Origin of the sequence: Nitrososphaera sp., assembly GCF_050748925.1 — an archaeon.
GTDB lineage: Archaea > Thermoproteota > Nitrososphaeria > Nitrososphaerales > Nitrososphaeraceae > Nitrososphaera.
Window position 1 is genome coordinate 1 of the sequence record NZ_JBOGQF010000247.1, and the last position, 1,199, is coordinate 1,199.

Sequence of the window (1,199 nt, forward strand, 5' to 3'; positions counted from 1 at the left end):
GGCAAATGATGCCCGCCGGTGTGGCGCGAGAAGGACTCAAGTGACATTTAACTAGTTGGCAGTGCACTGATTTGTAGTGAAAGCGGGGAGCGAGGAAGGCCCTGTACACCAGCTGGGTGAAAGGATAGATGGCCTGAACAGGATTCCGCTCAAGCCAAGCGTCATAGTTGCAATAAGCCTTGCAAGCTTTTTCACGTATTACGACGTGTCAAACTATGCCTACATTTCTCCCGTGCTGAAAAGCACGTGGGGGGTCACCGACGCAGAGATTGCCGGCGGCGCATCGCTCACAATCCTGGGGTACGTCATCGGCGCCTTTTGCATAACTCTTCTTGCCGATTCCAGGGGGAGGCGGCTGGCGTTTGCGGTCTCTATCCTGCTGCTGGGTGCCGGCTCGATAATGGCGGCGCTGTCCCAGAACATGTCGCAGCTGATGTTTTTCCGGCTCATCACGGGGGCCGGCATCGGCGCCGAGCTTGCGATTGCAAGCGTATACATCAGCGAGATGTCGCCCAGATCAAAGAGAGGGAAATACACCTCCCTCCTGTCTGTCCTCGGATGGCTCGGCCTGACGGCCTCCGGCCCAATTTCCCTCTCCCTGGTACAGGGCCAGTTTGCAGGGATTGAGGGTTGGCGGCTGGTGCTTGGGCTGGCAGGCGCGGTAGCGCTGGTCTCGCTTCCGTTTCGGATGCAGATGCCCGAGTCGCCCCGATGGCTCTTGTCAAAAGACCAGCTGCAGGAAGCGAACTTGGCTTTGCAAAAGATAGGGCTCCAGCCGCTGCAATCGGCTCCCTCGGAACAGAGGGCAGAGCGCGGCATCCGGCTTTTAAGAAGCCGGACTGCCCTGCGGCGCATCATTTTCCTGTCTGCAATCTGGTTCCTGCTGCTCATCCCGATCTATTCGGCCCTGCTGCTGGTAGTCGCTTATGTCGAGCAGGGGTACACCATATCGCAATCCATAACCATAAACCTCCTCAGCGGCATCGGCTTTGTGGCAGGAGGGGCTGCGGCCATCCTGCTGGCAGACAGGAAGGAGAGGAAATACCAGGTTGCCATAGCCGGCTTTATGCTCGGCGTAGGCTTTGTCCTGCGGGGCCTGCTCGTCGGCGACTATGGCGGCCTGGTGATTGCCGGCTTTATCGCGTTTTTCGCAAACGCCTGGATAGTCACCGCCCTCCTGACATATACCGCCGAGAGCT

1 protein-coding gene is annotated in these 1,199 nt (G+C 58.4%); it reads left to right on the forward strand.

Features of this window, described 5'->3' with window-relative positions; genetic code table 11:
• Window positions 1–76: 76 nt before the first annotated feature.
• Window positions 77–1,199, forward strand: a 1,123-nt coding sequence (locus tag ACREAY_RS12000; protein ID WP_431755999.1) for an MFS transporter, incomplete at its 3' end; no start/stop codon positions are given.